The sequence below is a fragment of the Bradyrhizobium sp. RD5-C2 genome (assembly GCF_019972155.1).
GTDB lineage: Bacteria > Pseudomonadota > Alphaproteobacteria > Rhizobiales > Xanthobacteraceae > Bradyrhizobium.
The window spans coordinates 41,592-63,802 of the sequence record NZ_BOVL01000007.1 but is presented as its reverse complement, the minus strand read 5'-3'; the positions used below and the strand labels follow the sequence as shown (position 1 = coordinate 63,802).

23 protein-coding genes are annotated in these 22,211 nt (G+C 63.7%); 4 read left to right on the top strand and 19 right to left on the bottom strand.

From position 1 onward, the window contains the following. Positions 1 to 131 precede the first annotated feature (131 nt). The 3 genes from BraRD5C2_RS05805 to BraRD5C2_RS05795 all read right to left on the bottom strand — a co-directional run bounded on the left by BraRD5C2_RS05805 (position 132) and on the right by BraRD5C2_RS05795 (position 6,146). Positions 132 to 3,065: an autotransporter outer membrane beta-barrel domain-containing protein gene (locus BraRD5C2_RS05805; protein WP_223967356.1), complete on the bottom strand. Its 2,934-nt coding sequence runs from the start codon at positions 3,063 to 3,065 to the stop codon at positions 132 to 134. Positions 3,066 to 3,433: 368 nt separating this feature from the next. Further along, positions 3,434 to 4,768, bottom strand: coding sequence for a replication-associated recombination protein A (locus BraRD5C2_RS05800; protein ID WP_223967355.1), 1,335 nt, complete (start codon positions 4,766 to 4,768; stop codon positions 3,434 to 3,436). 19 nt (positions 4,769 to 4,787) lie between these two features. Then, a complete protein-coding gene (locus tag BraRD5C2_RS05795; protein WP_223967354.1) occupies positions 4,788 to 6,146 on the bottom strand; it encodes a DegQ family serine endoprotease in 1,359 nt (452 codons plus the stop codon). A 344-nt stretch (positions 6,147 to 6,490) separates the two neighbouring features. On the opposite strand from BraRD5C2_RS05795, the gene BraRD5C2_RS05790 reads away from it, so the two are divergent. Then, entirely contained in the window at positions 6,491 to 8,089 is a 1,599-nt protein-coding gene (locus BraRD5C2_RS05790; protein WP_223967353.1) for an OprO/OprP family phosphate-selective porin, read from the top strand. Between the two features lie 265 nt (positions 8,090 to 8,354). Here BraRD5C2_RS05790 and BraRD5C2_RS05785 read toward each other — a convergent pair whose 3' ends face one another. Further along, positions 8,355 to 8,735, bottom strand: coding sequence for a winged helix-turn-helix transcriptional regulator (locus BraRD5C2_RS05785; RefSeq protein ID WP_223967352.1), 381 nt, complete (start codon positions 8,733 to 8,735; stop codon positions 8,355 to 8,357). Between the two features lie 117 nt (positions 8,736 to 8,852). Between BraRD5C2_RS05785 and BraRD5C2_RS05780 the strand changes: the two genes are divergently transcribed. From BraRD5C2_RS05780 to BraRD5C2_RS05770, 3 genes are all read left to right on the top strand, one after another. Continuing rightward, complete coding sequence (locus tag BraRD5C2_RS05780; protein ID WP_223967351.1) at positions 8,853 to 9,866, top strand: zinc-binding alcohol dehydrogenase family protein; 1,014 nt, start codon at positions 8,853 to 8,855, stop codon at positions 9,864 to 9,866. Positions 9,867 to 10,231: 365 nt separating this feature from the next. Then, complete coding sequence (locus BraRD5C2_RS05775) at positions 10,232 to 11,311, top strand: ecdysteroid 22-kinase family protein (protein ID WP_223967350.1); 1,080 nt, start codon at positions 10,232 to 10,234, stop codon at positions 11,309 to 11,311. Positions 11,312 to 11,332: 21 nt separating this feature from the next. Beyond that, the gene (locus BraRD5C2_RS05770) at positions 11,333 to 12,460 is read left to right on the top strand and encodes an Rv3169 family protein (RefSeq protein ID WP_223967349.1); all 1,128 of its coding nucleotides are present in this window, start codon (positions 11,333 to 11,335) and stop codon (positions 12,458 to 12,460) included. Here the strand turns inward: BraRD5C2_RS05770 and BraRD5C2_RS05765 are convergent. The 15 genes from BraRD5C2_RS05765 to rpsN all read right to left on the bottom strand — a co-directional run bounded on the left by BraRD5C2_RS05765 (position 12,457) and on the right by rpsN (position 22,193). Next, positions 12,457 to 12,753: a DUF1330 domain-containing protein gene (locus tag BraRD5C2_RS05765; RefSeq protein WP_223967348.1), complete on the bottom strand. Its 297-nt coding sequence runs from the start codon at positions 12,751 to 12,753 to the stop codon at positions 12,457 to 12,459. The two genes, BraRD5C2_RS05770 and BraRD5C2_RS05765, sit on opposite strands and share 4 nt — an antisense overlap. 9 nt (positions 12,754 to 12,762) lie before the next feature. Continuing rightward, entirely contained in the window at positions 12,763 to 13,557 is a 795-nt protein-coding gene (locus tag BraRD5C2_RS05760; RefSeq protein ID WP_223967347.1) for an SDR family NAD(P)-dependent oxidoreductase, read from the bottom strand. 294 nt (positions 13,558 to 13,851) lie between these two features. After that, positions 13,852 to 14,268: a 50S ribosomal protein L17 gene (gene rplQ / locus BraRD5C2_RS05755; protein WP_223967346.1), complete on the bottom strand. Its 417-nt coding sequence runs from the start codon at positions 14,266 to 14,268 to the stop codon at positions 13,852 to 13,854. A 208-nt stretch (positions 14,269 to 14,476) separates the two neighbouring features. Beyond that, positions 14,477 to 15,508 (bottom strand): DNA-directed RNA polymerase subunit alpha, encoded by a 1,032-nt coding sequence (locus BraRD5C2_RS05750; RefSeq protein ID WP_223967345.1) that lies wholly within the window; start codon positions 15,506 to 15,508, stop codon positions 14,477 to 14,479. Positions 15,509 to 15,626: 118 nt separating this feature from the next. Beyond that, complete coding sequence (gene rpsK / locus BraRD5C2_RS05745; protein WP_006021048.1) at positions 15,627 to 16,016, bottom strand: 30S ribosomal protein S11; 390 nt, start codon at positions 16,014 to 16,016, stop codon at positions 15,627 to 15,629. A 114-nt stretch (positions 16,017 to 16,130) separates the two neighbouring features. After that, a complete protein-coding gene (gene rpsM / locus BraRD5C2_RS05740; protein ID WP_050420404.1) occupies positions 16,131 to 16,499 on the bottom strand; it encodes a 30S ribosomal protein S13 in 369 nt (122 codons plus the stop codon). A 191-nt stretch (positions 16,500 to 16,690) separates the two neighbouring features. Then, positions 16,691 to 17,617, bottom strand: coding sequence for an adenylate kinase (locus BraRD5C2_RS05735; protein WP_223967344.1), 927 nt, complete (start codon positions 17,615 to 17,617; stop codon positions 16,691 to 16,693). 72 nt (positions 17,618 to 17,689) lie between these two features. Then, entirely contained in the window at positions 17,690 to 19,024 is a 1,335-nt protein-coding gene (secY, locus tag BraRD5C2_RS05730) for a preprotein translocase subunit SecY (protein WP_021081647.1), read from the bottom strand. 159 nt (positions 19,025 to 19,183) lie between these two features. Next, entirely contained in the window at positions 19,184 to 19,669 is a 486-nt protein-coding gene (gene rplO, locus BraRD5C2_RS05725) for a 50S ribosomal protein L15 (RefSeq protein WP_176530648.1), read from the bottom strand. A gap of 21 nt (positions 19,670 to 19,690) precedes the next feature. After that, entirely contained in the window at positions 19,691 to 19,882 is a 192-nt protein-coding gene (gene rpmD, locus BraRD5C2_RS05720; protein ID WP_092114985.1) for a 50S ribosomal protein L30, read from the bottom strand. A 39-nt stretch (positions 19,883 to 19,921) separates the two neighbouring features. Beyond that, complete coding sequence (gene rpsE / locus BraRD5C2_RS05715; RefSeq protein ID WP_097675080.1) at positions 19,922 to 20,497, bottom strand: 30S ribosomal protein S5; 576 nt, start codon at positions 20,495 to 20,497, stop codon at positions 19,922 to 19,924. Positions 20,498 to 20,554: 57 nt separating this feature from the next. Beyond that, a complete protein-coding gene (gene rplR, locus BraRD5C2_RS05710; RefSeq protein WP_029081760.1) occupies positions 20,555 to 20,914 on the bottom strand; it encodes a 50S ribosomal protein L18 in 360 nt (119 codons plus the stop codon). An 11-nt stretch (positions 20,915 to 20,925) separates the two neighbouring features. After that, positions 20,926 to 21,459, bottom strand: a complete 534-nt coding sequence (rplF, locus tag BraRD5C2_RS05705) for a 50S ribosomal protein L6 (RefSeq protein WP_223967343.1) — start codon at positions 21,457 to 21,459, stop codon at positions 20,926 to 20,928. A 14-nt stretch (positions 21,460 to 21,473) separates the two neighbouring features. Continuing rightward, positions 21,474 to 21,872, bottom strand: a complete 399-nt coding sequence (rpsH, locus tag BraRD5C2_RS05700) for a 30S ribosomal protein S8 (protein WP_223967342.1) — start codon at positions 21,870 to 21,872, stop codon at positions 21,474 to 21,476. Positions 21,873 to 21,887: 15 nt separating this feature from the next. Then, positions 21,888 to 22,193, bottom strand: a complete 306-nt coding sequence (gene rpsN / locus BraRD5C2_RS05695) for a 30S ribosomal protein S14 (RefSeq protein ID WP_029081762.1) — start codon at positions 22,191 to 22,193, stop codon at positions 21,888 to 21,890. Positions 22,194 to 22,211: the final 18 nt, after the last annotated feature.

Below are 22,211 nucleotides of genomic sequence, written 5' to 3'. Positions count from 1 at the left end.
CACGTCGGGCAACTCAGAGATACATTTCTAGTATTCAGAAGTCGGGCAGGTGTCCCTTGCGCGAGGCTGTTGCATTTTGCTGGCTTCTGCAACTGACGCTTGGCATGTGGGTTTTGGGCCAGAAGCCGGCCTCACCAAGCGTATCGCACCATCCCCTTGCCAGCGTAGCTCTCGGTTACGTTGGAGAACTCGCCTTCGAATGTTGCTGCAGCTGACCAGCCGTTCAGCCATGTCTTCTCGGCCGCAGCCGTCACCAGTGCCGAGCCAGATGCCTGCCTGGCGCCGCTTACCACGAAGCTCGCGCCCGGTAGCGTCTGGAAAACCGCCGCGATGGAACGGTCCGGATTGAAATCGTGGGCCCACGCGACACGGCCGCGCAGCGTCAGGATCCCATCGGCCGCTGCAAAGGCCTTGTCGGTACGAAGACCAAGCTCACCGCGCGTGTCGGTCACGCTCTTGGCGTTGTAGGCCAACACGAAGGTGTTGGCGCCGATTATGGCTTGTTCAGCGTAGTTCGGCAGGTCGAACGTCGTGAACTGTCCGGCCGCATAGGGGATCCAGCCAAAGCCTTGCGACACGAAGCGATAGCCGCCCTCGAGGCGCCCGCTCCATGCACTGGCGTTGAACTGGGCGCGCAATTGGTCGATGCCGGCAACCGTTACCGTGCGATCAGTCGTGATATCCTGCCAGCCATATGCCAGCGCGCCCGTGAGATACGCCGGCCCTGCATTGTGACGGACGAACGCGCCAGCCTGGAACAAGTCGGAGCGGCCAGCGCCGAGTCCGTTGACGTTGAAGTTGGTGCCGCCGCCGCCTAGCGCGAAGCCGGCAATCGTGTCCGGTGAGATGCGATAGTCGACGCCGACGACCGTACCGTAAATGCTGCTGCGAGTGTCGTTCGATCCGGCCACCGCGCTGCCGTCCGTCCGCTGCGAACCGCCATATCCCGCAGCCCACACTTTCCAGCGTTGCTCGAAGATCGGCGCAGTTGGGGGCGCCTTGGTATAAATCGCAGCCAGCGCATCATCAGGCTTACGCTTGGCCGCGTAGGCGAGGTACTCGTCGGCATAGGCATTGGCATTGCCGGCCCCGCTGACCGGATCGCTGCGTCCGGTGATGAAGGGATCGGTCAGCACGCCCTGGAACATGTTCATAGCGTTGAAGGTCGCCTGCTGCGTTCCCGTCGCCAGTTCGCCGGAGGCTTGTGACAAGCCCGCAGGCTGCAGCGTCGCGAAGACAGTGGGAATGCCGCCGTTGCTGTTGAAGAAATTTGCGAGCGCGTTGGCGACATTGGCCTGGTTGAGGTTGAGATTGCTCTGCGCGCTGAAATTTAGATTGAAATCGATGTAGGCGTGGGTCGGATCATAGGTGACGGTCGGAACAAGCGCGCCCGGAGCGGAGGCGCTATCGAAAGTTCCGCTGACACCGCCCGCCGCATGAAGGATCATGTATTTCTTCATCACGATGCCGTTGGCATTGATCGTGATGCCGACATTGCCAGAGACGTTCGCCTTGCCGGTGACATCGGCGAAGGTTGATGTCGCCGAGCTGAGCTGCACAAGATAGAGCGCCCCCGACTGGAAAGCGAGGTTGCCTTGCACGCTCGTCGACGTGCCGAAGCCGCTGCCAGGCAGGAAGATGCCGCCGGCAGCAATTGTTGTATCGCTCACGATGCCGGAGCCGGTCAGCGCACCGCCGGAATTGACGGTCGTGCCGGTGGATGATGCGATCGAGCCCATCACGTCGAGGAAGCCGCCGTTCACCGTGGTGCCGCCGGTATAGGTGTTTGTCCCCGACAACAGCATCGTGCCCGTACCAATCTTGACCAATGAGCCCGAGGTAAATGGGAGCAGTCTACCAGAGGCACCGCAGTCATGGCCGCCCGAACCGCAATCGCTAATGGTTCCAGAAACTTCAGTGCTGATATTGTTGCCGCCGACGGTGAGCTGGTTTGCTCCAAGAAGATAACGTCCAGTCCCCTCGATGGAGCCCGTAGTCATTTTGAAATCGTTGTTCGGTCCGCTGCTCAGCGAAAAATCGACCACGCCGCTTCCATTGGTAATGAACCGCGCCAGCGCTCCATTGCTGTTGCCCAGAAAGGCGGTTCTACTCGCGTCGAGCGTGACCAAGGTGGCGTTTCCTGCCGTACTGGAGTCATAAAAAGCCGTCAGACCTCCATTGGTCGTTGTGATCACGGCGTTTCCAGCGGTAGCAGTCTGACCGAAGGTGGCGACGAATTTGTTGGCGATGACGGCGTTGGCCGCAGTACTGGTGTTGCTAAATGACACCCCGCCACAACTCCCTACGGTGATGCGCGCGTTAGAAGCGGTGCTCGAATTGAAAAACTGGGTCTCCCCGCAATTTTCATTGTCGATTGTGGCTTTGCCGGCCGTGCTCTGATCGCGAAAGATAGTGAGAGCAGTGCCACCACTGTTCAGAATATTCGCATTCGCTGCCGTGCTGGTGTCGGAAAACGTCGTGCCAGTGCCACTGCCGATGTTGTAATTGAAGATAGTGGCGTTGGCAGCAGTGCTGGAGTTCCGAAACGAAAGATTTGCAAAGTTATTTGTGATGACTGCATTCTGCGCAGAGCTATAGTTCACAAATTGTATTCCTCCGAGAAACCCCCAGTTGTTGAGTATGGCGTTTCCGGCCCCGCTACCGTTTGCGAACACAAGCGATGAACGGAAAGCACCGGCCAAGTTTATGGTTGGCCCGCCGGATGAACCCACGATTCCAAGGCCGTTCAGAACTACCGTTCGGCCCCTGGGATTGTCGATCGCGAACGTGTAGTCGGTCGCTGCCGAATTGAACTGGATTGTGCCGATGGTGGTAACGGCCGACGAGAAGGTGATCGTCGTGAGGACATTGCCGTCAAAACTCGCTGTGCCCGAAGGCACTGTCGCATTGGACCAATTTGAGGCGGTATTCCAATCACTACTGTTTGCCCCTGTCCAGGTGCTATCGACTGCAACTGCCGGCGGCGCATGAAGGCAAAGATAGATTAGCAGCGCGACACCGCCACGCACTTTCATCGGGTGTCCCATCCGGAATAATCCGATCATCCAATGCAATCTTTCAACGATACGACCGCCACCCGCCAATTTGCGCCAGCAGGTCAAACTCGATCCAAGGCGAATTTTCCGATGGTATCTTCGGGCGATCACAACTCAAGAGAGATTCGGCAGAAGCCAACCCGTTCATATGATGCTTTTGACTGGGTGTTGTGATCCAGCTACGACCAGCACCCGTCCGCCTTACGCCCGACTATCGGAAGGAAGTCTATTGACGTTTGAACAGCTCCCCGCGATGCGGGCACGTCTGGCTGCTGGCCCGTAGCTGGAGGCCCGCCCGACCATCGCCACATCAGGTCATTGGGGCAAGCGGACGCAAGCTTCGTCGCATCACGCCGTCGGGTTTACAGGTACGCGTCCTAGCTCCCGCCCCGCTCCTTGCGCAGCCGCGCCCAATACTCCAGCCGCTTGCGGATCTCGCGTTCGAATCCGCGGTCGGGCGGATCGTAGAAGGTCTGGCGGCCGAGCGCTTCCGGGAAATAGTCCTGACCGGAGAACGCGTCGGGCGCGTCGTGATCATACTGATAGCCGGAGCCGTAGCCCTCAGACTTCATCAGCTTGGTCGGCGAATTCAGGATGTGCTTCGGCGGCAGCAGCGAGCCGCCCTGCTTCGCGGTCTGCATCGCAGCGCCGAACGCCGTATACACCGCGTTCGATTTCGGCGCGGTGGCGAGATAGACCACGGCCTGCGCGATCGCGAGCTCACCTTCCGGCGAGCCCAGGAAGTCATAGGCATCCTTGGCGGCGTTGCAGACCGCCAGCGCCTGCGGATCGGCGAGACCAATGTCCTCGACGGCCATGCGCACCACGCGCCGCGCCAGGAACAGCGGATCCTCGCCGGCATCGAGCATGCGGGCGAGATAATACAGGGCCGCATCCGGATCCGAACCGCGCACCGACTTGTGCAGCGCCGAGATCAGATTGTAGTGACCGTCGGCCGATTTGTCGTAGATCGGCGCACGCCGTTGCAAGATGGCCTGCAACTGCTCGGCGTTGAACACCTCGCCCTTGCGCGCGGCGCGCCAGACCTCTTCGGCCAATGTCAGCGAGGCGCGACCGTCACCGTCGGCCATCCGCACCAGCACGGCGCGCGCTTCCGCATCGAGCGGCAGGGCCTTGCCCTCGATCTTCTCGGCGTTGGCAAACAGCCGTTCGATCGCAGCGGTATCGAGCGAGTGAAACACCAGCACGCGAGCCCGCGACAGAAGCGCCGCGTTGAGCTCGAAGGACGGGTTCTCGGTGGTGGCGCCGACCAGCACCACGGTGCCGTCCTCCATCACCGGCAGGAAGGAATCCTGCTGCGCGCGGTTGAACCTGTGCACCTCGTCGACGAACAGTAGCGTGCCCTTGCCGGTCTCACGCCGGGCGCGCGCGGCATCGAACGCCTTCTTCAGGTCGGCGACGCCGGAGAACACCGCGGATATCTGCTCGAAATGCAGCTCGGTGGCATCGGCCAGCAGCCGCGCCACGGTGGTCTTGCCGGTGCCGGGCGGTCCCCAGAACACCAGCGAACCCAGCGTGCGCGTCTCCAGCATGCGGGTCAGCGCGCCGTCGGGGCCGAGGATGTGATCCTGACCGACGACGTCGGCCAGCGTGCGCGGGCGCAGCCGGTCCGGCAGCGGGTGTGGCGCGTCCTGCTCCATCCCCGCCGCGGCGAACAGGTTGCTGGCCTCGCGCGGTTGCTTCGGGCTCACTTACAGCTCACCTTGGGGCTCATCCGCCGAGCGTCACGTTGATCTGCTGGCCGCCGCGCACCAGCGTGATGCGCCAGATCCGCGACCCCGCCTTCGATACCTTGTCGAGGTCGCTGGTTCGCACGATCTTCTCATTGTTGACGGCAAGAATGATGTCGCCCTTCTGGAAGCCGACATTGGCGGCCGTGCCGTCGTCGGCGAGCTCGGTGACGACGACGCCCTCCGCGCCGGCGTCGAGATGCAGCTCATCGGCCAGCGCCGGTGAGATGTTGGCGACCTTGGCGCCCTGGAACGGCGAACGCGCGGTCAGCACGATCTCGTCGCGGTTGGTGTCGGGCGCGGTCTCCAGCGGCACGGTGAGCTTCACCGGCTTGCCGGCGCGCTGCACCTCGATCTCCGCGTTGCCGCCGAGCGGACGGGTGGCGAAGCGGTAGTCGAACGCGTTGGGATCGTCGATCGGTGTGCCGTCGATCCCGACGATCAGATCGGACAGCTTGAGTCCGGCCTTCGCCGCCGGGCTGTTCGGCGCGACATTGGCGACCAGCGCGCCGGTCGGCAGCTTCAGCCCGAGCGTCTCCGCGATCTCCGGCGTGACCGCCTGCAGCCGCGCGCCAAGCCATGGCCGCTTGACCGCCTTGCCGCCGCTCTTGGCGGAAGCCACCACCACCCGCACCATGTTGGCGGGGATCGCGAAGCCGATGCCTTGCGAGCCACCGGAGCGCGAGAAGATCGCGGTGTTGATGCCGGCGAGCCGGCCGGTCATGTCGACCAGCGCGCCGCCCGAATTGCCGGGATTGATCGCGGCGTCGGTCTGAATGAAGAATTGATAATCCGTGATCCCGACTTGAGTACGCGCCAGCGCCGAGATGATGCCGTGCGTCACGGTCTGGCCGACGCCGAACGGATTGCCGATTGCCAGCACGACATCACCGACCTGCAACTGGTCGGAATTGGCGAAGTCGAGCGTCGCGAACTTCTCCTTGTTGGTGCCCTTCAGCCGCAGCACCGCAAGGTCGGTGCGGCTGTCCTTCAGCACGATCTCGGCCTCGTATTCGCGCTTGTCGGCGAGCGAGACCTTCACCTGGTCGGCGCCCTCGATCACGTGATTGTTTGTGACCACAAGGCCGGAGCCGTCGACCATCACGCCGGAGCCGAGCGAGCGCTGCATCTGCTCGGGCTGCTGCCCCGGGACGCCGAAGAAGCGACGGAAGACCGGATCGTCCAGAAACGGATTGCGGTTCTGCACCGTCTTGGCGGCGTAGACATTGACCACCGCCGGCTGCACCCGCTGCACGATTGGCGCATAGGACAATTGAAGCTCGGCCTGCGAGGGCGGCACGCGGCGGTCCTGGGCCGCGGCCGGGGACAGATTCCCCATGAAAGCCAATGTGCACAGAGCGGATATGGCAGCGAAGCGGACAGGTCGGAGCATTCTCACCTCTCGTGGAAACGCCGGAATATAGGCGTGTTCGCCGGGCAATTGAAGGGCGCCCGGCGGGATAACTGGCCCCCGCCGGACCGGTGCAAAACCGCCGGCAGCCGCGTTGAAGCGCGCCGCCAAACTTCTATGATGATTGTCATCTCACTGCGCCGCTCCGCTTGTTGCCCGCGGACAACAAGCGGAACTGCGATGCCAGGCGGCGCTGTCGTGTGTCAGTCACGATCAACTCCTAGGACGTTTCAGTGAGTGAGTGGGGAATTCAAACACAACAGGGGTGCACAATGGGTGCGACAAAAGTTGGTGCAATCGCCATCGGGCTTGCAGGGGCGCTCGCCGCCTCTCCGGCCTATTCGCAATCGGCCGGAGGCGGCAGCGACGCGGAGATCGCGCTGCTGAAGCAGCAGCTGAAGATGCTCGAGCAGAAGCTCGACAAGCTGCAGAAGCAGACCAATGCCAATACCGCGACCGCAGCCAGCGCAAACGCCAACGCGAAGGCGGCCGATGCCAAGGCCGCGCGGGTCGCAAGCGCCAACGCAGCGATCCCGGTCAAGGGCCCGGTCGCGCCGTCCGGCGTCGTGGTGACGATGCCGAACAACCGGCCGACGATCTGCACTGCGGATGAACAGAACTGCGTCGCGATCACGAGCCGCGTGCACTGGGATGTCGGCGGCTACGACTATCGTCCGAACACCGCAGGCACCTCGCCGCAGAAGCTCGACAGCGGCGAGAACCTGCGCCGCGCCCGCATCGGCATCATCGGCAAATTCTTCGGCGACTGGAATTACGCGCTGGTCTACGACTTCGGCGGCTCGTCCGACGGCTTCGGCGGTGCGGCACCGGGATCGCTGCCGGGCGGCGGCACCTCCGGCGTCGAGAATGCGTATCTGAGCTACACCGGCTTGAAGCCGTTCGGCGGCAAGATGGCGATCGAAGGCGGCATCATGGACCTGCTCTGGACCATGGACGAGTCGACCAGTTCCAACGACATCCTGTTCATGGAGCGCGCCTCGGCCGGCATCATCGCGCAGAACGTCGCGGCCGGCGACTTCCGTTCCGCCATCGGCACCCGCTGGTGGAACGACCAGCTCTGGCTCGGCGGCTATGCCACCGGACCGACCACCGGCCAGATTCACTCGGCCTCCAGCGTCACCCCGGCGGGATCATCGGAGCAGTATGGCGCGGTGGTCCGCGTCGCCGGCAATCCGATCAGCGGCAAGGACTATTCGGTGCATATCGGCGCCGATGCGGAATGGCTGGTGCAGCCGCCGCGCAATCAGCTGACGCAGGCGCAGACGCTCACGCTGAACGACCGGCCCGAGCTGCGCATCGACCCCACGACGCTGATCTCGACCGGCGCGATCGCCAACGTCTCGGGTGCTCAGGTCTATGGCGTCGAGGCGGCCGCGACCTACGGCCCGTTCATCGCGCAGGGCGAGTACTATTGGTTCAATGTCGACCGCTCTGCGAATACCGGGCTGCCGCCGTTCGGCGCGCCGAGCCTGAAATTCGACGGCGGTTACGCCCAGGTCGGCTACGTGCTGACCGGCGAGAACCACGCCTACAATCCTGCCACGGCCTCCTACGGCGGGATCAAGCCGCACGATCCGTTCTCGCTTGCCGGTGGCGGCATTGGCGCGTGGGAAATCGCCGGCCGCGTCAGCACGATGAACCTCAACGACCAGGTCGGCCAGGCGGTCGGCATCGCCGGCGGACGGCAGACCGTCTACACCGCCGCGCTGAACTGGTACGTCAACAACAATGTCCGCTTCATGCTGAACTACCTGCACGGCGACGTCGCCAAGCAGGCTTCGGCGACCTCGCCTGCGGATGCCGGTTCGAAGTTCGACGCGGTCGCACTGCGTACCCAGGTTGCATTCTGACGCGACCTGATCAGGCGTCAACAAACGAAGGCCGGGAGCGACATCGCTCCCGGCTTTCATTGCTATGAAGTGCCTGAGATCATCGAAACGTAGCGGCGTCGGGACTGCGTTCCCTCTCCCGCTTGCGGGGGAGGGCCAGGGTGGGGGCTCTCTCCGCGAGTCACATCGTGGAAAGAGCCCCCACCTGCATCGCATGAAATGCGATGCGACCTCCCCCGCAAGCGGGAGAGGTGCAGCGGAGTTTGCGGCGTGACCGATTGATGCTCTAAGCCGCCCGCTTCGTCTTCTTCACCACGACTTCCGGCGCCGGCGCGCAGGACAACCGTTCCTGATGGCCCTCGCCCCAGGCTTTCAAAATATCGATCACCGGACGCAGGCTCTCGCCGAGTTCGGAGAGCGTGTATTCGACCCGCGGCGGCACCTCGGCGTAGACCTTGCGGGTCACGAGGCCGTCGTCCTCGAGCGCCCGCAGCTGTTTGGTCAGCATGCGCTGGGTGATGCCGGGCATCCGCCGCCGCAGCTCGCCGAAGCGCTGGGTGCCGGCCTGCAGGTGATACAGGATCACGCCCTTCCATTTGCCGTCGATCAGGTCGAGCGCCGCCTCGACCGCGCAGCCCGGCCGGCGCGCAAAATTCTTCCGTTTCATCGGTAATTTCCCAATAGTATACAAACAGGGACTAGTTCCCTGATTTTACAGTACTTGCCAAAAGGACGCTAGCGCGACAGTTAGACGGCAGGCAATCGCCCACCACGGAGACCAGGCATGAAGGCCGTCGGATACCAAAAATCGCTGCCGATCGAGGCGGCGGATTCGCTCGTCGATTTCGAGATCGCCAAGCCCGAACCGAACGGGCGCGACATCCGCGTCGCGGTGAAGGCCATCTCGGCCAACCCGGTCGACTACAAGGTGCGCAAGCGCGCTGCGCCGACCGACGGCAGCTACAAGATCCTCGGCTTCGATGCGGCCGGCGTGGTCGACGCGGTCGGGCCCGACGTCTCGCTCTTCAAGCCCGGCGATGAGGTGTTCTACGCGGGCTCGATCCAGCGCCAGGGCACCAATTCGGAATTTCATCTGGTCGACGAGCGCATCGTCGGCAACAAACCTGCATCGTTGTCATTCGCGCAGGCCGCCGCCCTGCCCCTGACCTCGATCACCGCATGGGAGCTGCTGTTCGACCGGCTCGGCGCGGTGCCGGGCAAGAGCCTCGATCCGCGCACGCTGTTGATCACCGGTGGCGCCGGCGGCGTCGGCTCAATCCTGATCCAGCTCGCGCGCCGCCTCACCGGGCTGACGGTGGTTGCGACCGCGACGCGGCCGGAGTCTCAGAAATGGTGCCGCGATCTCGGCGCGCATGCGGTGATCGATCACTCGCAGCCGATGAAGGAGCAGATCGAGAGCTTGAGGCTGCCGCCGGTCGGCCTCGTCGCCAGCCTCACCTTCACCGACCAGCACTACAAGTCGATCGCCGACTTCATCGCGCCGCAGGGCAAGTTCGGCCTGATCGACGATCCCGCCGAATTCAACGTCGCCGCGTTCAAGGGCAAGGCGGTGTCGGTGCATTGGGAATCGATGTTCACGCGCTCCTCGTTCCAGACACCCGACATGATCGCGCAGCATCATCTGCTCAACGACGTCGCCGACCTGATCGACAAGGGCGTGCTGCGCACCACGCTCGACCAGACTTTTGGCACCATCAACGCCGCCAACCTCAAGCGCGCCCATGCACTGCTCGAAAGCGGCAAATCGCGCGGCAAGATCGTGCTCGAGGGCTGGTAGATACAAATGTGTCGCGTGGGTTAGGCCTACTGCGTTACGGCTCTGCCTCCGCCGTCATTGCGAGGAGCGATAGCGACGAAGCAATCCATCCAACCGCGTTTGCGGGCAGATGGATTGCTTCGCTTCGCTCGCAATGACGGCTGGGCGCAGGATCCGTGGAGAAGCGGCTGCAACGCAGTAAGAGCAGCTAACCCGCCCACCGCACCTCCTGAGATATCCCCACAGGCCGATGCGTGGCTTTGCCAAAGCCCCGACATCGCCTGTATGATTTGCGCAACGATCACCCCGTCTTCAATCCGGCCGCGCGAGACGCGGCCGGAACGGTGGTGACGCCCAAGGGAATACACGGGGATGGGAGGAAACCGATGAGTTTGCTCACGGCCGATCCGTTGCGGATCGATCCGGGGTGGATGACGCGGGCGCTGCGCGAAGCCGGTGTGATCGACCAGGCCAGAGTCGTTGAGCTCGTCTGCAAACCGGTCGGCAATGGCCTCGTCGGCGACAGCTATCGATTTCATCTGACCTATGACGGCGATGAGCCGAACGCGCCCGCAAGCGTGGTCGGCAAATTCCCGGCCGCGGATCCCGACAGCCGCCGCTCCGGTTCCGCGCACACGCTCTATGTCCGCGAGGTCGCGTTCTATCGCGAGCTGGCGGCGACCGTCGACATTCACACCCCGCGGCCGATCCTGGCCGAAATCGATCCGGCGACCGACGACTTCACGCTGATCCTGGAAGATCTGGCGCCCGCGCGTCCGGGCGACCAGCTCGCCGGATGCGCGATCGCCGACTGCCTGACAGCGATGCGTGAGGCGGCTGCGCTGCATGCGCCGCGATGGAACGACCCGACGCTCGATGCAGTGCAATGCTTCGTGGTTGCCGCAAGCCGGCGCAGGGATCTTCGCGCAGTGCTGCCCGGCATCATCGGTCACTACAAGGAGCGATATCACGGCGTGATCGAGCCGGAATTCCTCGATCTGATCGACCGGCTTCCGGACGCGATCCCGCGCTACCAGTCCGAACGGTCGGTGCCGCGAACCTTACAGCATGCGGATTTCCGGCTCGACAACATGCTGTTCGAGGTCCGCGGCAACACCCGTCCGATGGCCACACTCGACTGGCAGACGCTGACGGTGGGGCCCGGCATCGTCGACGTCGCCTATTTCCTGTCGGCCGGCATCGATCCGTCGGAACGGCGGCTTCATGAAGCCGATCTGGTGCGGTTCTATCATTCGGAGCTGATCCGGCGCGGCGTGCGGGACTATGACTGGGATGCTTGCTGGCGGGATTACCGGCGCTACACGCTGCATGGCATCATGATGGGCGTCGTCTCCGCGCTCAGCGTCCAGCGCTCCGAACGGGGCGACGCGCTGTTCCTGAAAATGACCCGTGGCGCCTGCGCGCAAGCGCTGGACCACAACAGTTTCTCATACTGGCCGGACTGAGGACTATCGAAAGGAATCGGCGTGCTCAACAAACTGGACGACTTCCCCATCCACCAGACGCCGGAGCCGATCGCGGTTCCCTCGACCAGCGACCGCAATGTCTATGACCGCACCTGGTTCAACGGCTACACCGCGGACGGCGCGTATTATTTCGGCATCGGCATCGCGATCTACCCGCACCGCAAAATCCTCGATTGCGCCTTCAGCGTCGTGGAGCGCGGCGGACGGCAGCACTGCTTCTACGGTTCGCGGCGGGCGCCGATCGAGCGCACCGAAATGCAGGTCGGCCCTTTCAGGCTCGAGGTCATCGAGCCGATGCTGCGGACCCGCGTCGTGCTCGACGACAACGCCACGGGGCTTTCCTGCGACCTGACCTTCTCCGCGCGCACGGCCGCGATCCAGGAAGCGCGCCAGACGCTCTGGTCGGGCGACCGCCGCGCGATGGATTCGACCCGGTTCGACCAGTTCGGCCGCTGGAGCGGCGGCGTGCGTCACCCCGACGGCGAGATCAAGGTCGACGATCGCACCTGCTACGGCACCAAGGATCGCTCCTGGGGCGTGCGCAATGTCGGTGAACGCGACGTCGGCGGCGCGCCGATGCCGCTGCCGAGCGTGTTCTTCCTCTGGGCTCCGCTGGTCTGGGACGACCACATCTCGCATGCGATCTTCTTCGACGGGACGCAGGGCGAGGCGCTGGTCCGCGAGGGCATTACCGCGCCGCTCTACCGAAGCGAGGCCGAGATCCCCGGCGTCGTCGACGGGCTCGACCGCCGCATGGCGACCGCGCGGCACCGGGTCAAATATGTGCCGAACACGCGGCTGGCGCAGTCGGCCGAAATCGACCTGGTCGACATCGACGGCCACACCTCGACCATCGCGCTCGACCCGATCCTGAAATTCCAGATGAAGGGCCTCGGCTACGGTCATCCGCAATGGGGCCAGGGCATGTGGAAGGGCGAGCTCGAGATCGGCGGTGAGTCGTTCGATCCTGCTACGCTCGATCCGCTGGCCCGCGAGAACGTGCACGTGCAACAGGTGGTGCGCGCGCGCCACGGCGACCGGACCGGAATTGGCGTCCTCGAGCAGATATGCTTCGGCCCCTATCACCCGTCAGGCTTCAGCGAGTTTCTCGACGGGGCCAAGGCCTAGCTCGGCACAACGCCCTCGACGAAGATCAGCCGGCGGTCCAGCGCGGTCCGCCGGTGCTTGAGTGCCTCGGCGTATTCCGGTGACGCGTACCACTCGCGCAGCCGCGCCATCGACGGGAATTCGACGACGATGATGTTCTTCGGCGGCGGTCCGCCCTCGACCGCTTCGGCGGCGCCGCCGCGCACGAGATAACGCCCGCCATACTGCGCGATCGCCTTCGCGGCGATCGTGCGATAAGCCTCGAAATCTGCGGCGTCCCTCACGTCGACCTCGGAAATCACATAGGCTGACATGGCCGCGCCTCAGGCGATGGTGTTGACGATGCCGCCCTCGGCCCGCAGCGCGGCGCCGTTGGTCGCGGAGGCCTGCTTCGAGCAGACATAGACGACGAGGTTGGCGATCTCCTCGGTGCTGGCAAAGCGCTGCAACAGCGAGGTCGGCCGGTGCTGCTTGACGAAATTGGAGGCCGCCTCCTCGACCGACTGTCCGTTCTGCTTGGCGAGATCCTTGACGAAGGTCTCGACACCCTCCGACATCGTCGGCCCGGGCAGCACGGAGTTGACGGTGACCGCGGTGCCGCGGGTCAGCTGCGCGAGCCCGCGTGCGATCGCAAGCTGCGCGGTCTTGGTCGTGCCATAATGGATCATCTCGGTCGGAATGTTGAGGCCGGACTCCGAGGAGATGAAGACGATGCGGCCCCAGTTGCGCTTGAGCATGCCCTGCATGTAGCCGCGCGACAGCCGCACGCCCGACATCACGTTGACCTCGAAGAAGCGGCTCCAGTCCTCGTCGGGAATATCGAAGAAGCCCTTCGGCTCGAAGATGCCGGCATTGTTGACGAGGATGTCGACCTCGGGCAGCGCTGCGAGCAGCGCCTTGCAACCGGCCGATGTCGAGACGTCGGCAGCGATGCCGCGAACCTTGGCGCCCGGCACCGCCTTGGCGATCGCGGCAATCGCGGCATCGACCTTGGCCTGGCTGCGGCCGTTGACCACGACGTCGGCGCCGGCTCCCGCCAGCCCCCTCGCAATGGCGTTGCCGATGCCCGCGGTCGAGCCGGTCACCAGTGCAGTCTTTCCGGAAAGGTCAATTCTCATGGCTTCATCTCCATTGATGTCGATGGAAATATCGGGCGCGGCATGATGCGCCGCAATCGCATCTCACCGATGCGTGAGGAGGTAGAACACACCTCGTCGTCCTGGCGAAAGCCAGGACCCATTACCACCGCAGGTGATTATGAGAAGGGTTTGAGCCCCAGCGTCGCGCAACAATTGAGATTTGGGGTAATGGGTCCTGGCTTTCGCCAGGACGACGACGGGGATGGAACGCCGCCACCTAACAAAAACGGCGCCCGAAGGCGCCGTTCTCGAAATCTGGCTCGGTAACCGGGCTTACGCCGCCTCGGCTTCCTTGTCCTGGGTCGGACCGGAGTCCTGGCCCTTGGCGTCGACGTCGCGGTCGACGAACTCGATCACGGCCATCGCCGCGTTGTCGCCGTAGCGGAAGCCGGCCTTGATGATGCGGGTGTAGCCGCCCTGGCGGTCCTTGTAGCGGGTCGCCAGCGTGTCGAACAGCTTCCGGACCTGGTCGAGGTCGCGCAGCTCGGAGATCGCCTGGCGGCGCAGGGAGAGACCGCCCTTCTTGCCGAGGGTGACGAGCTTCTCGACGATCGGCCGTAGCTCCTTGGCCTTCGGCAGCGTGGTGACGATCTGCTCGTGCTTGATCAGCGCGGCCGCCATGTTGGCGAACATCGCACGCCGGTGCTCGGCGGTGCGGTTGAGCTTCCGATGAACCTTGCCGTGACGCATTGACTTCTTCCTTCTTCAATTCTGCCGCGGTGGTTCAGCGACAAGTTTTGCAGGTGGGCATCCTGCGTTCGCCCGCAAAAGCGCAAGGTCGCGCTTTTGCTATTCAGTTTGGGCGTGATCCCTGTCGGAAAACCGCTGCGCACTTTTCCGGGATCGCGCCGCAAAAAATCGTGGCCGGAGATGCTCCGGCCACGACGGTGAATTCGGATCAGTAGTGATCCTCGAAGCGCTTGGCGAGCTCGTCGATGTTCTCCGGCGGCCAGCCCGGCACTTCCATGCCGAGGTGCAGCCCCATCTGGGCCAGCACTTCCTTGATCTCGTTCAGCGACTTGCGGCCGAAGTTCGGGGTGCGGAGCATTTCCGCTTCCGACTTCTGCACGAGGTCGCCGATGTAGACGATGTTGTCGTTCTTCAGGCAGTTTGCCGAACGCACCGACAGCTCGAGCTCGTCGACCTTCTTGAGGAACGCCGGGTTGAACGCGAGATCGGGGATGATCTCCTGCGTAACTTCCTTGCGCGGCTCTTCGAAGTTGACGAACACGTTGAGCTGATCCTGCAGGATGCGCGCAGCATAGGCCACCGCGTCGTCCGGCGTGATCGCGCCGTTGGTCTCGATCGTCATGGTCAGCTTGTCGTAGTCGAGGATCTGGCCCTCGCGGGTGTTCTCGACCTTGTAGGAGACCTTGCGGACCGGCGAGAACAGGCTGTCGACCGGGATCAGGCCGATCGGCGCATCCTCGGGCCGGTTGCGCTCGGCGGCGACATAGCCCTTGCCGGTCGTGACCGTGAATTCCATGCGGATCTCGGCGCCGTCGTCCAGCGTGCAGAGCTGCAGGTCGGGGTTGAGCACGGTGACATCGCCGACGGTCTGGATGTCGCCGGCGGTGACGGCGCCCGGGCCCTGCTTCTTCACGACCATGCGCTTCGGGCCTTCGCCCTGCATCTTGATCGAGATGTCCTTGATGTTGAGGACCATGTCGGTGACGTCTTCACGGACACCGGCGATCGAGGAGAACTCGTGCAGCACGCCGTCGATATGCACCGACTGCACCGCCGCGCCCTGCAGCGAGGACAGCAGGATGCGGCGCAGCGCGTTGCCGAGCGTCTGGCCGAAGCCACGCTCGAGCGGCTCGGCGACCACGGTGGCGAACCGGCTCGCGTCCGAGCCCGGCGTCACCTGCAGCTTGTTCGGTCGAATGAGTTCTTGCCAATTTTTCTGGATCGTCACTTGTTCACCCATGTGCCAGTCGTCGGGCCCGTCGTATGGCCGAACCTGGCGTTGGAGATCGCGGAACAGTCCGCGCGGTCAATTCCAAAAACCATCGCAGGGCGGCCAGAGGCCGCCCGCGATTTACAGATCAAACGCGCCGACGCTTGCGCGGACGGCAGCCATTGTGCGGGATCGTGGTCACGTCGCGGATCGAGGTGACGGTGAAGCCCGCAGCCTGCAGCGCACGGAGCGCCGACTCACGGCCCGAACCCGGGCCGGCCACTTCAACCTCCAGCGTGCGCATGCCGTGTTCCTGCGCCTTCTTGGAGACGTCTTCGGCCGCGACCTGCGCGGCATAGGGGGTCGACTTGCGCGAGCCCTTGAAGCCCATCGTGCCGGCCGACGACCAGGCGATGGTGTTGCCCTGCGCGTCGGTGATGGTGATGGTCGTGTTGTTGAACGACGAATTCACGTGCGCGATGCCGGAGGCGATGTTCTTGCGTTCGCGGCGACGTACGCGGGTGGCTTCCTTGCCCATTTCAAACCTTTCCTGTGATCTCAACGCCGCCGTAGTGCCAGCGGCTACACCTCAAAACGCAAATGGCGAGCAGCGAATTTCGATTCGCTACCCCCCACCTGCAATTCGCAAAACTTACTTCTTCTTGCCGGCGATCGCCTTGGCCGGACCCTTGCGCGTGCGCGCATTGGTGTGGGTACGCTGGCCGCGCACCGGCAGACCACGGCGATGACGCAGGCCGCGATAGCAGCCGAGGTCCATCAGCCGCTTGATGTTGATGCCGACCTCACGACGGAGATCGCCCTCGACCAGATAGTCGCGGTCGATCACTTCGCGGATCTGCAGGACCTCCTGGTCGGTCAACTGGTTGACGCGACGGTCCACCGGGATCTTGACCTTCTCGATGATGTCGGCCGCGTTCTTCTGGCCGATACCATGGATGTACTGAAGCGCGATCAGCACGCGCTTGTTGGTAGGAATGTTGACGCCGGCAATACGGGCCACGGACTTCTCTCCTGTCGCCGCTCCATCACGGATGCGGGCTTCTCAAGTTCTTGCTCTCTGCGGGCTTGTGTCCACAAACGCGAACACGACGCCCTTCCCCTCATGTCCTTCGGGGCCCGGCATCGTCATAAAACTATCCAACTTGGATGCGGGGCTTATTAAAGGATTCATGTCGGTTTCGTCAACCGCTCCTAGCGTTTAGCTCGCTTTTTCGTGAGCTTTTTTGCTGCCTTTTTGGCCGCTTTTGCCCCCTTCCGGGCATTCGCGGCACGGGCGGCCTGCTTTGCGGCCTTCTTCGCGGTCTTCTTCACCGTCTTCTTGGCCGGCTGCTTCGCAGCTTTCTTGGTAGTCTTCTTGGCAGCTTTGGCCTTGGAGACCGGCTTTGAGGCCACCCTGGCGGCTTTCCGGGCCGGCTTGGCGGGCTTTTTGGCCGATTCGGCTGCCTTCCTGGTCGCAGTCTTCGCAGTCTTCTTGGCCGTCCTGGACGCCTTCGAGGCGATCTTGGGCTCCTCGTGCTCCTTCGGTTCCAGCGCGCCGAGCGCGGTCAGGATCCGGTTGATCTCGCGGGTGACGTGCTCGATGGTCATCATGCCATCGACCGTCAGAAGCTTCCGCCGCTCCGAATAATAGTGAATCAGCGGTTCCGTCAGCGAGCGGTACTGCGCCAGGCGCTTGGTCAGCACTTCCGGCGTATCGTCGAGGCGGACTTCCTCGCCGCGCGCGCGGGTTTCCTCGGCACGCTTCTCGACACGTGCGAGCAGCGCGCTTTCGTTGACGCGCAGCTCGACGACGGCGTCAAGCTTGAGGTGCTTTTTCCGGAGCAGCTCGTCCAAGGCCTCAGCCTGCGGCACGGTGCGCGGGAAGCCGTCGAGAATGAAGCCCTTCTTGGCGTCGGGCTCCTCGATCCGGTCGGCGATGATTCCCACCACGACCTCGTCGGGAACCAGGCCGCCATTGGCCATGATCTCCTTGGCCTGCAAGCCGACCGCGGTGCCCGCGGCCGCGGCTGCGCGCAGCATCTCGCCGGTCGAGAGCTGAACGATGCCATGCCGGTGCACGAGCCGCTGCGCCTGGGTTCCCTTGCCCGAGCCCGGCGGCCCCAAAAGGATCAATCTCATATCTGTTTCGCCCCCCGGCTAGGTGGGCGACGTCCGCACACCTGTGTTTTTGAGTTTGAGGTCGCGCCGCAATCAGCGGCGGCGGCCTCCCCTGAGCTTCGACTTCCTGATCAGCCCCTCATACTGATGAGCGAGCAGATAGCCCTGCACCTGCGACACCGTATCCATCGTCACGCTGACGACGATCAGGAGCGATGTGCCGCCAAAGTAGAACGGGACCGAGGCGTAGGAAATCAGAATTTCAGGAATCAGGCAGACGATCGCGAGATAGATCGCGCCGAGCACCGTGATGCGCGACAGCACATAGTCGATGTATTCGGCGGTGCGCTCACCGGGCCGGATGCCCGGAATGAAGCCGCCATGCTTCTTCAGATTGTCCGCGGTCTCGGTCGGGTTGAACACGATCGCAGTGTAGAAGAAGGCGAAGAACACGATCAGCGCGAGATACATCAGCAGGAACAGCGGCCGGCCGTGGCTGAGCTGCGTGGTGAGCCACTGGAACCACTCCGGCCCCTTGCCGGCGTTGAAGTTCGCGACCGTGGTCGGCAGCAGCAGCAGCGACGAGGCGAAGATCGGCGGAATCACGCCCGAGGTGTTGAGCTTGAGCGGCAGATGCGAGGACTGGCCCTCGAACATCTTGTTGCCGACCTGGCGCTTCGGATACTGGATCAGCAGCCGACGCTGCGCCCGCTCCATGAACACGATGAAGGCGATCACGGCGACCGCCATCACGATGACGATCAGGATCAGGCCGGTCGACATCGCGCCCTGGCGGCCGAGTTCCAGCATGTTGGCGAGCGCCGACGGCAGCTCGGCGACGATGCCGGAGAGGATGATCAGCGAGATACCGTTGCCGATGCCGCGCGAGGTGATCTGCTCGCCGAGCCACATCAGGAACATGGTGCCGCCGGTCAGGGTGATCGCGGTCGAGATCCGGAAGAACATGCCTGGGTCGCTGACGACATTGCCGGCGCCTTCGAGGCCGATCGCGATGCCGTAGGACTGGAACAGCGCCAGGATCACCGTCAGATAGCGGGTGTACTGGTTCAGCGTCTTGCGGCCCGCCTCGCCTTCCTTCTTGAGCGCCTCGAGCTGCGGCGACACGGTGGTCAGCAGCTGCACGATGATCGATGCCGAAATGTACGGCATGATGTTCAGCGCGAAGATCGCCATGCGGTGGATGCCGCCGCCGGCGAACATGTTGAACATGCCGAGGATGCCGCCGGACTGGCTGCGGAACACCTGCTCCCAGATGTTGGGATCGATGCCCGGCAGCGGGATGTAGGTGCCCAGCCGATAAACAAGCAGCGCACCCAGGGTGAACCAGATGCGCTTCTTCAGCTCGTCGGCTTTCGCCAGCTGTCCGAAATTGAGGTTTGCGGCAAGTTGTTCGGCTGCTGAGACCATGTTCGGCTTTCTCCCGGAGCCCGCTTCGCCGACGCCCCCAAGGAACCAGTCCTCTCGAGGCCGTCGGCAGACACCGGACATTATCTGGTGCTCGGCCTCGATAAGTCCATCATTCGATCTGCGGATTGCCCGCGCAGGCCGCGGGCAATGACGCAGATGTTACGCCGCCTCGCCTTCGTCCTTGGCGGGGGCCAGGATCTTGACCGAGCCGCCGGCCTTCTCGACCGCAGCAATCGCCGACTTGGAAGCGCCGTGGGCTTCGATGGTCAGCTTGGTCTTGATCTCGCCACGGCCGAGCAGCCGCAGGCCGTCCTTGGCGCGGCGCAGCACGCCGGCCTTCACCAGCGACTCGACGTTCACCGTCGCGCTCGCATCGACCAGCTTGTTGTCGATCGCTTCCTGCAGACGGTCGAGATTGATCTCGGCGAAGTCGAGCCGGAAGATGTTGTTGAAGCCACGCTTCGGCAGACGGCGATGCATCGGCATCTGGCCGCCTTCGAAACCCTTGATGCGGACGCCCGAACGCGCGGTCTGGCCCTTGCCGCCGCGACCCGAGGTCTTGCCCTTACCGGAACCGATGCCACGGCCGACACGCATGCGCTTCTTGCGCGAGCCGGCGTTGTCGGCGATATCGCTGAGCTTCATCGCCCTTCTCCTTATCTCTGCTTACTCGCCGACGACGCGGACGAGATGCTGAACTTTGCTGATCATGCCGCGAACTTCAGGGGTATCCTGCAGCTCGGCAACCCGGCCGATCTTGTTGAGCTTGAGGCCGATCAGCGTCGAACGCTGCGAGTGATGGCGGCGGATTGCGCTGCCGATCTGCTCGACCTTGATGGTCTTGCTGGCCTGGGCCATGACAGTAACTCCGAATAGCGCTTCGAGAAGCGCGCGTTGTTATTCCGCCACCACTTCGGCGTCGCCGCCGACGCGGCGCGACTGCAGGGTGGAGACCTTGATGTTGCGGCGGGCAGCCACCGAGCGCGGCGAATCCTGATGCTTCAGCGCGTCGAAGGTTGCGCGAACCATGTTGTAGGGATTCGACGAACCGATCGACTTCGCCACCACGTCCTGGATGCCGAGCGTTTCGAACACCGCGCGCATCGGGCCGCCGGCGATGATACCGGTACCCGCCGGAGCGGTACGCAGATAGACGCGGCCGGCGCCGTGACGGCCGGCGACGTCGTGATGCAGCGTGCGGCCTTCGCGCAGCGCGACGCGCGTCAGGTTGCGCTTCGCCGATTCGGTCGCCTTGCGGATCGCTTCCGGAACTTCGCGCGCCTTGCCGTGGCCGAAACCGACCCGGCCCTTCTGATCGCCGATCACGACCAGCGCCGCAAAGCCGAAGCGCTTGCCGCCCTTGACGACCTTCGCCACGCGATTGATGTGGACGAGCTTGTCGACGAACTCGCTGTCGCGCTCTTCGCGATCCCTGCTCCGTTCGCGTCCGCCGCGTTCGCGTTCACCTGCCATGGTGTTTTCCAATCTCTAGGAGGCCTTACGCCTCTATCCTGCAATCGTTCGTAAAGTTTAGAAGCTCAATCCGCCTTCGCGCGCCGCATCCGCGAGCGCCTTGACGCGCCCGTGATAGATGTAGGCGCCGCGATCGAACACGACTTCCTTGACACCCTTCTGCGCCGCGCGTTCCGCCAGCAGCTTGCCGACGGCCTTCGCCGCATCGATGTCGGCGCCGGTCTTGCCGGCGTCGCGCAGGTTCTTCTCCAGCGACGAGGCGGACGCGAGCGTCTCGCCCTTCTGGTCGTCGATGACCTGGGCGTAGATGTGCTTGGACGAGCGGAACACCGACAGCCGCGGACGGCCGCCAGCCGAGCGGCGAAGCGCAAGGCGGACGCGCTGCTTGCGCCGGGCATTCGTAACCTTGAGTGACATGACCGGCTCCGTTACTTCTTCTTGCCTTCCTTGCGGAAGATGAATTCGTTGGCGTACTTCACGCCCTTGCCCTTGTAGGGCTCCGGCGGGCGGTAGGCGCGGATCTCGGCGGCGACCTGGCCGACGCGCTGCGGATCGTTGCCGGTGATCATGATCTCGGTCGGCTTCGGCACCGCGATGGTGATGCCTTCCGGGATCGCGTAGACCACGTCGTGGCTGTAGCCGAGCGCGAGCTGCAGGTTCTTGCCCTGCATCGCGGCGCGGTAGCCGACGCCGGTGATCTCGAGCTTCTTCTCGAAGCCCTTGGTGACGCCCTCGACGAGGTTGGCGACCTGCGCGCGCGCGGTGCCGTACATCGCCTGCGCACGGTTGGTCTTGACGCGCGGCGCGACCTTGACCTGGCCGTTCTCGAACTTCACCTCGACGTCGTCATGCACGACGAACTGAAGCTGGCCCTTCGGCCCCTTCACCTTCACCGTCTGGCCCTCGACGCTTGCCGTCACACCCGACGGGATCGTCACCGGCCTTTTGCCGATACGTGACATCGTAAAATCCTTCCTCAGAACACCGTGAAGAGAACTTCGCCGCCCACGTTGGCGTCGCGCGCCTCGTGGTCAGCCATGATTCCCTTCGGCGTCGACAACACCGAAATGCCGAGACCGTTGTTCACGCGCGGCAGGTTCTTCACCGAGGCGTAAACGCGGCGGCCCGGCTTCGACACCCGCTCGATCTCGCGGATGACGGGCGCGCCGTCGAAATACTTCAGCTCGATCTCGAGCTCGCTGCGGCCCGAGGCATGCTCGACGCTGGCGTAGCCGCGGATGTAACCCTCGGACTTCAGCACTTCGAGCACGTTGGCGCGCATCTTCGAGCCTGGGGTCGAAACCTTGGACTTGGAGCGCATCTGCGCGTTGCGGATGCGGGTGATGAGATCGCTGATCGGATCGTGCGTAGACATTGTTCCGACCCTCCCTTACCAGCTCGACTTCACGAGCCCGGGAACCAGGCCCTTGGAGCCGAGTTCACGCAGCGCGATGCGCGAGAGCTTGTTCTTGCGATAGTTCGAGCGCGGACGCCCGGTCAGCTCGCAACGGTTGCGGATGCGCGTCGGCGACGAGTTGCGCGGCATCTCGGCAAGCTTCAGCGTCGCCGCGAAGCGCTCTTCCATCGGCTTGGTCTTGTCGGCGATGATCGCCTTCAGCTTCTCACGCTGCGGAGCAGCGTTCTTCGCCATCCGCTTGCGCCGGTTATTCTTCTCGATCGAACTCTTCTTTGCCATGCTTGGCTCCTGGGTATC

Bases quoted from the DNA above. Each gene is read 5' to 3' on its own strand.
- rpsN (WP_029081762.1), bottom strand. From the start codon at position 22,193: ATGGCAAAGAAGAGTTCGATCGAGAAGAATAACCGGCGCAAGCGGATG.
- rplF (WP_223967343.1), bottom strand. From the start codon at position 21,459: ATGTCACGTATCGGCAAAAGGCCGGTGACGATCCCGTCGGGTGTGACG.
- BraRD5C2_RS05790 (WP_223967353.1), top strand. From the start codon at position 6,491: ATGGGTGCGACAAAAGTTGGTGCAATCGCCATCGGGCTTGCAGGGGCG.
- rplO (WP_176530648.1), bottom strand. From the start codon at position 19,669: ATGAAGCTCAGCGATATCGCCGACAACGCCGGCTCGCGCAAGAAGCGC.
- rpmD (WP_092114985.1), bottom strand. From the start codon at position 19,882: ATGGCCCAGGCCAGCAAGACCATCAAGGTCGAGCAGATCGGCAGCGCA.
- rplR (WP_029081760.1), bottom strand. From the start codon at position 20,914: ATGTCACTCAAGGTTACGAATGCCCGGCGCAAGCAGCGCGTCCGCCTT.
- rplQ (WP_223967346.1), bottom strand. From the start codon at position 14,268: ATGCGTCACGGCAAGGTTCATCGGAAGCTCAACCGCACCGCCGAGCAC.
- BraRD5C2_RS05775 (WP_223967350.1), top strand. From the start codon at position 10,232: ATGAGTTTGCTCACGGCCGATCCGTTGCGGATCGATCCGGGGTGGATG.
- BraRD5C2_RS05805 (WP_223967356.1), bottom strand. From the start codon at position 3,065: ATGATCGGATTATTCCGGATGGGACACCCGATGAAAGTGCGTGGCGGT.
- BraRD5C2_RS05785 (WP_223967352.1), bottom strand. From the start codon at position 8,735: ATGAAACGGAAGAATTTTGCGCGCCGGCCGGGCTGCGCGGTCGAGGCG.
- BraRD5C2_RS05780 (WP_223967351.1), top strand. From the start codon at position 8,853: ATGAAGGCCGTCGGATACCAAAAATCGCTGCCGATCGAGGCGGCGGAT.
- rpsH (WP_223967342.1), bottom strand. From the start codon at position 21,872: ATGTCTACGCACGATCCGATCAGCGATCTCATCACCCGCATCCGCAAC.
- secY (WP_021081647.1), bottom strand. From the start codon at position 19,024: ATGGTCTCAGCAGCCGAACAACTTGCCGCAAACCTCAATTTCGGACAG.
- BraRD5C2_RS05795 (WP_223967354.1), bottom strand. From the start codon at position 6,146: ATGGGGAATCTGTCCCCGGCCGCGGCCCAGGACCGCCGCGTGCCGCCC.
- rpsK (WP_006021048.1), bottom strand. From the start codon at position 16,016: ATGGGCAAGGAAGCCACCCGCGTACGTCGCCGCGAACGCAAGAACATC.
- BraRD5C2_RS05750 (WP_223967345.1), bottom strand. From the start codon at position 15,508: ATGGGTGAACAAGTGACGATCCAGAAAAATTGGCAAGAACTCATTCGA.
- BraRD5C2_RS05765 (WP_223967348.1), bottom strand. From the start codon at position 12,753: ATGTCAGCCTATGTGATTTCCGAGGTCGACGTGAGGGACGCCGCAGAT.
- BraRD5C2_RS05760 (WP_223967347.1), bottom strand. From the start codon at position 13,557: ATGAGAATTGACCTTTCCGGAAAGACTGCACTGGTGACCGGCTCGACC.
- rpsE (WP_097675080.1), bottom strand. From the start codon at position 20,497: ATGGCAGGTGAACGCGAACGCGGCGGACGCGAACGGAGCAGGGATCGC.
- BraRD5C2_RS05735 (WP_223967344.1), bottom strand. From the start codon at position 17,617: ATGAGATTGATCCTTTTGGGGCCGCCGGGCTCGGGCAAGGGAACCCAG.